At 46.9% G+C, this 6,315-nt stretch carries 3 protein-coding genes; all 3 read right to left on the reverse strand.

Annotation, left to right across the window (positions count from 1 at the left end):
* Nucleotides 1-31: 31 nt before the first annotated feature.
* Nucleotides 32-2,830 (reverse strand): hypothetical protein, encoded by a 2,799-nt coding sequence (locus IQ257_RS11475; protein ID WP_193873534.1) that lies wholly within the window; start codon nucleotides 2,828-2,830, stop codon nucleotides 32-34.
* Complete coding sequence (locus IQ257_RS11480; protein ID WP_193873535.1) at nucleotides 2,806-3,090, reverse strand: SMEK domain-containing protein; 285 nt, start codon at nucleotides 3,088-3,090, stop codon at nucleotides 2,806-2,808. The genes IQ257_RS11475 and IQ257_RS11480 overlap by 25 nt, the downstream gene beginning before the upstream one ends.
* A gap of 156 nt (nucleotides 3,091-3,246) precedes the next feature.
* On the reverse strand, nucleotides 3,247-6,315 hold a 3,069-nt coding region (locus IQ257_RS11485; RefSeq protein ID WP_193933046.1), incomplete at its 5' end, for an efflux RND transporter permease subunit.

The following is a 6,315-nucleotide window of genomic DNA, read 5'->3' on the forward strand; positions in this document are numbered from 1 at the left end:
CAGTTTATTCCTTTGATGAATTCACCAGCTTCTAAGTTGAACTTACACTAAACTCTTTCACAACCTTGACGATATCTGTTGCTTGATCAGGATAAAGTTTCGCCAGAAGTCCACACATCTGATAAGCAGTATCCAGGTAGTAAACGCAGGGAATTAACAAGCGTTTGAAGTTCTCCCGATCGCCTGTTTCGACCAGCCATGATGCAATTCCGGGTAGATACAAGTTACGCTCTGTAAGTATTTTCTCCGCTGTCCTCACTGCTTCCTCTCCCTTACCTGCCATTACCTGCATCCCTACAATCGCCTTGAGCGCTTGTATAAGTTTTTGTTCATCCTCTATCTTGTCTTTAGCTTGAAGGGCAGCAGTGAGAGTTTTCAATAGTTCTTGTTTTTTTCCTTTCTTAAACTGAGTCAAGGCAATCCACGAAAGAGCTTTCACCAGTTCCGATTCATCCTCAATCTCGTCTGTAGTTTCCAGAGCATGGGAAATTTCTCCTGCCTGTGCCTGTGCTGCTGCTATTTTTGACAAGTAAATGTCTCGCTCCCTTAGAAGTTTTTTGGCAGATACAAGGAGTTCTTTAAAGGTAGCTAGTGCAGCTTCTTCGTCTATAACCGCTTGTGCCAATGCTATTGTAAATAGAGCATTCACCCAATCCAGGGAATGTCCTTCGGCAATTTCAGAGGCCGTCGAGAGGGTTGCCTGTGCCTCATCTTTTCCATCTTCTGCCTCTGCCTTTGCTATAATTCCAAACACTTCAGCTTTGCTCCAAGGAAATTCAATCCTTTGTGCCGTCTTACGAGCTTCAGGATACTCCTTTGCCCTCACTTGTGCCTTAGCTACTATTGTGAAGCTATTTACACGTCCATCTTGAGTTTCAATTGACTGGGCAATCTCTAGGGCACTATCAAAAATAGCTTTCGCCTCCTCTCCCTTGTCTGCGTTTTTCATTACCTCTGCTATTTTTGCTGTGATAATTACTCTTTCTTTTTTTCTATGGCTTTTAATACCTTGGGCAATCTGATGAGCAATGCTGGCGGTAGCTATCTCTTCCTCCTTCTTCTGTTCGACTTTTACCTGTACCTCTGCTACTTCTGCTAGTGCTAAAGCTTTTAAAAACTCAGGTTCAGCTTCTTGTGCCAACTTGAGAGCAGCGGCAAAAGTAGATCTGGCTTCTCTAGGTTGCCCGTCTTCTGCTAGTTTCTTTGCAATCAAACCTAGGGCTTCTAGTTGTGTCCAACCGTATATCTTTTCAACCTCCTCAACAATCTCCCGTAGGGCAGTAAAATTCTCTGCCTTGGCGTATTCTTCTGCTTTTGTTAGAAAATTACTATGCTGTCCTCCTCGATTCTCAATTTCTTCGCTAGTCTTACGAGCATTCGTATGTTTGATAAACTCTCTTGCTTCAGCTTGCGATACTGCTATCTCTTCGATGGCATCCAAGTCGCCATAGTTGCTAAAAATCCTATACAGAGTAATGCGGTGATATTTCTCCAAAATCTGCTGAACTATAACAGTACAGATATCCTTAATGCTACAGATATCCTTATTCTGGATAAAAATATATGCGAGGAAATAAGCAGCATAATCACCTTGCCAACGGGTATCCCAATTTACTTGAAAATGAGGTAATTCTTTCTTCTGCAACTTATCTAAAGTCTCGCGTGTTTCATCCAGCTTTCCCTCATCTTTCAACTCCCACGCCAGCAACAAATACCACAGAATACGCCGTTCAATTTCATACTGATCAGCCAGTCTCCATGCCCTTTTAAGACTACCCGATCGCAAGGCATCTAGTGGTGACTCTTGAGCATTTGTCTGCCCCAGTCTGTGTGCGTGTACCAGCACAAACTCAGCCATTATCTCTGTCTTGTCTTCCTCCGCAGCACCTAGTAAGGCAGTTTGCACCGTCTTCAGAGGCAAATCAGGTTCATCGGGTAACTGTTGCTGTTGGGTAGATGCAAAATCTTCATCCCGTGCGATCGCATACAGCTCCTCCCACCGCTCCACCTCCCGCAAGTGTTCTGCATAATGCCGCAAAGCATAACGACTCTGGTATTTCTCCCACTTAGCACAGTAGTCAATTAAATCGTGCAAAGCATCCTCAGCATCGTCTCCCAACTGGGCGGCAAACGTCGTAGCTAGCAAAGGGTGGGCAAAAGCGTAGAGCTTTCCCTCGCTAATTCTCATCCAGCGCGTCACCTGCCAACTCTGATGCAACTGCCGTAATTGGCGATCGCGCATTCCCGTCAGCGCTTTAACATCCTCTTTTTCAAGTACCCCTTTCGCTACCGCCAGCAGTGCAAAAAACTGCCACCGCTCATCTGGCAATTCCAGTTCGTCTAAGCCCCTTAACTGCTGCTCCACATACCGCTCAAACCCTTTAGGCGTCTGTGCTAATAGTTCCCGCACATCCTGTCCCTGTTTTGCCGCATGACTCAATTCCTCAGTCAGGTAGCGCAAGTAAAGCGGAAATCCTTGAGTAATTTCATCAAGTTGGGCAACAAAATGGGTATCTTCGGCAAATGCTGCCAACTCATCCGTATTTCGTAACCATTGTGCGATCGCTTGCTTATACAAACGTTCAAGATGTGATAGCTGGCAATTATCTGTCCAGCCTTCCAAATATTTTTGCTCTTGTCCTTCGTCAGCTCTCGCTGAAGCAATGACAAACACATTCTCAGGCAGAGGAGTAGGAAAAGGAGCCGAGAAAGGACGTTCAGCTTCATCTAAACCATCCAAGACAATGACCAAAGGTTTGCCTTCTCTTGCACCGCGTTCTCGCAAGAGGTTATAAAGCCTTATCTTCAGATCCTCTTCATCGCTTGGCAACTGCTATTAGGTGTTGATGTAATTTGAAACGCTACCCTTGCCGTCTCATCTCCCAAATCAATACCGGGATAGTTACTATCTTCTGTATAGTTCAGATTCTTGAGTTCTTTATAACCGTAAACTTCAGCAAGGATAGGAATTAATACAGTTTCAGCCACTTTGTTAATGTCTGTTTTCCCCATTGCTGTCTCAGCCCTTACCTGGGTTACGAACAGTGACATCAAATGGCTGATTCTATCTAGCGATCGCTTAAGATTCATGAACTCTCTTAACTCTATACAGCCTATTTCAGGTTGATGAAATACAGTATACCCAAGCAAGATCCCCGACTTCTCCAAGAAGTCGGGGATCTGGAGTACCTGCTGTATCTCGCCACGCTCAAGCTCAAGGACTCATTCCAGACAGCATTACTAGACTTACCGCTTTCCTGAAATACCTGTTAACTCTGATTGACGCTCTAACTTCTCAATATCTCGCTCCTGCCGTGGCTTACCCTTAGAATTGAACCAATCATCGCTTATTCCCTTGATGACAATATACAGAATTGGCACCACAAACAAACTTAAAAACGTCGCCACAAACATCCCACCAAACACAGCCGTACCCAAAGATTGACGACTACCAGCCCCAGCACCCGTCGCAATAACCAAGGGAAAAATACCCAATAACGTAGAAATAGCCGTCATCAAAATGGGTCGCAAGCGCTGTTGTGACGCTTCAACAGTTGCCTTCGTTAACGGCATACCCTGTTCTCGAAGCTGGTTGGCAAATTCCACAATTAGAATCGAGTTCTTACTCGCCAAACCAATTAGCATCACTAGACCAATCTGACAGTAGACATCATTGGGAAAACCCCGCAGTGACTGAGCTAGAAGCGCACCTAAAACTGCCAAAGGAACAGATAAGAGAATAATAACGGGGTCAACATAGCTTTCGTACTGGGCAGCTAGAACTAAGAAGACTAACACCAATCCAAAGCCGAAAATAAGCGGTGCTTGACCACCCGACTCAATTTCTTCCAGGGAAGTCCCCGCCCATTCGTAGCCCAAACCCCGTGGTAGTACCTGAGTTGCCACCTGTTCCATAGCATTAATCGCATCCCCAGAACTAGCACCAGGAGCCGCTGCACCATTAATTTCAATCGAACGGAACAGGTTATAGTGGTTAATTGTTTGCGCTCCAGTGGTGGGGGTGAGCGTTACCAAATTGCTCAGGGGAATCATTTGATCCTGTTGCGATCGCACATAGAGTTGATTAATATCCTCTGGGTTGGAGCGAAACTGCTTGTCTGCCTGGACATACACCCGATACGTCCGCCGATCTAGGTTAAAGTCGTTGACATAACGTGAACCCAGATAAGTCTGTAAGGTGCTAAAGATATCATCAATATCCACTTGCAGCGCCTTAGCTCGATTGCGGTCAACCTCAATCAGCATCTGAGGCGTATTCGCCGCATAGGTACTAAACACTGCCTGCAAGTCAGGATGCTGATTGGCAGCACCCAGCAACTTACCCATATTCTCAATGAGTGTTTCCAGACTCAGGTTGCCTTGTCTGTCTTGTAGCTGAAACTGAAAGCCACCAAAACTGCCCAAACCCTGGATAGACGGTGGGTTAACAGGTAAAACCCTCGCTTCTTTAATTCCCATCAGGGGACCGCGTACTCGGTCGATAATGGCTAGGGCTGACTGAGACGGGTCTTTGCGTTCTGACCAAGGCGTGAGAGTTGTAAAAATGATGGCACTGTTGGCAGTACTGCCACTAAAACCAAAGCCGCCGACGGCAAACGTGGCTCGAACTTCCGGTATTTCTAGAATAATGTCTTCAATCTGACTCATCACCTCGCTGGTGTAGTTCAGCGATGTTCCCTCTGGTCCTTGAATAATCGTAATGAAATACCCTTGGTCTTCATCGGGGAGAAACGCTGAAGGCACACTGGTGAAAAACCAGCCTGTCAGTGCCAAAAGACCGATAAAAACCAGGATCACCAAGAGTTTAACTTTTACCAGAACGTTGAGCGATCGCTTATACTGATTTTGCTGCCATTCTAAGAAGCGATTAAACACGCCAAAAATGCGATCAAGCCAACCATGAGTTTCGGGTTTCTGACGCAGTAATAAACCGCCAAGGGTAGGTGTGAGAGTCAGGGCGTTAAAGGTGGAAACGGCGATCGCAAACGCAATCGTCAGGGCAAACTGGCGGTAAAGTGCGCCCGTCGTGCCTGGAAAGAAGGCAACGGGGATAAACACTGCCATCAGCACCAGGGATGTGGCAATCACCGCCCCGTACAATTCCCGCATCGACTCGATTGCCGCCCGACGCGGTTTCATGCCATCCTTTTGAATCTTAGTGATAATATCCTCTACCACCACAATTGCATCATCTACCACCATCCCTGTTGCCAGTGTCAGACCAAATAAGGTCAAACTGTTAATCGAAAAGTTAAATACCTTAACAAAGATAAACGTCCCGATTAAAGCAACAGGAATAGTAATCGCGGGAATTAGAGTGGTTCGCCAATCCTGCAAGAAAATAAAAATCACCACGACTACCAGCGCCACCGCTAGCAGGAGGGTGAAGACGACTTCTGAGAGGGACTGTTCCACATAATCGGTTGTATCGAAACCGATATCGACTTCCATCCCCGGTGGGAACGTCTCCGCCAAGCGTGCCATTTCCGCTTTGACTCCCCTAGCCACATCCAGGGCATTACTACCGGGAACTTGATAAATCCCCAAACCCACGGCTTCATTTTTCCGAAATCGCAGAAATGTGTTATAATTTTCCGCACCTAATTCCGCTCGCCCCACATCTTTTAGCTTGACCAGCGAACCCTCCTCACCCGTTTTCAGGACGATTTCCTCAAATTCGGAGACATCCTTAAGTCGGCTAACTGCCCGGAGGTCAATTTGATACTGTTGGTCATCCGGGGCTGGCGGCTGACCGATACGCCCAGCACCCACCTGGATATTCTGCTCTCGCAGGGCATCAACCACATCCTGAGCCGTCAGGTTGCGGCTGGCAAGTCGGTTGGGGTCAAGCCACAGGCGCATGGCATAGGTACGTTCCCCAAAAATTACGACATTACCAACGCCGTCCACTCGTTTTAGGGCATCTACTATATAGAGGTCGGCATAGTTACTTAAGAATACGTTGTCGTACTCGCCCTTTTCGGAGTAAAGACCAAAGCCCATGAGGATGCTGCTGGATTCCTTACTCACCGTCACCCCCGTTTGGGTTACGGCTTCGGGTAGCTGCGGCTGGGCAATCGACACCCGATTTTGGATATCGACCGCTGCAATATCTTGATCTCGTGTCGCATCAAAGGTCACGGTAATCGAACTGCTACCGTCATTACTGCTGCTCGAGGTCATGTAGCGCATCCCTTCGACGCCATTGATTTCCCGTTCCAGGATGGTTGTCACCGCGTTTTCCACGGTTTGAGCATCAGCGCCGATGTAGTTCGCATTGACGGTAACTTGCTT

The organism is Coleofasciculus sp. LEGE 07092, from assembly GCF_015207375.1.
Classification (GTDB): domain Bacteria; phylum Cyanobacteriota; class Cyanobacteriia; order Cyanobacteriales; family Coleofasciculaceae; genus LEGE-07092.

Bases quoted from the DNA above. Each gene is read 5' to 3' on its own strand.
- IQ257_RS11480 (WP_193873535.1), bottom strand. From the start codon at position 3,090: ATGAATCTTAAGCGATCGCTAGATAGAATCAGCCATTTGATGTCACTG.